The 436-nt window shown below is 40.8% G+C and carries 1 protein-coding gene; it reads left to right on the top strand.

The window, feature by feature from the left end; translation table 11 throughout:
- Positions 1–436, top strand: a 436-nt coding sequence (locus UF05_RS26315; RefSeq protein WP_048852391.1) for a hypothetical protein, incomplete at both ends; no start/stop codon positions are given.

Raw genomic sequence — 436 nt, 5'->3', positions numbered from 1 at the left:
AAGCGGAGTTTATCGTTTGTCGATCTCTCAAATGGTACAACGGTCGATTACACAAGCGATCAGTTTTCCAGTAATACGCAAGATTCATTTAAGGTTAAATTATGTACAGGTACTCTTTGTGCGAGCCAAGGTAAAGTCGTTTATCCGGGAGATGGTAACTGGACTGTCAATGTAAATGCAGAAGACAATTTGGGGAACTTTGTTAATCGTCAAGCTACAAATTCACCAAAATTCAATATCTTAATTGACTCTGAAGGGCCGATTGTTAATGGAGGAACAATCAATAAGCGTTTGGGTGGAAACTCATCTTGGGTGCCGGATATTTCTTGGGGTAACTTGAGTCCAGGCAGTGTAGTTGAAATTGAGATGAAGTCGGAGTTTGGTAAGCGTATTACTTTGCAACATTATGAGACTGAACCTACAGACAGTGTGGAGC

The sequence above is a fragment of the Vibrio sp. S457-15 genome, from assembly GCF_000960545.1.
GTDB classification, from domain to species: Bacteria; Pseudomonadota; Gammaproteobacteria; order Enterobacterales; family Vibrionaceae; genus Vibrio; species Vibrio parahaemolyticus.
The sequence above is the reverse complement of the archived record's forward strand: the minus strand, read 5'-3'. Positions and strand labels throughout refer to the sequence as shown.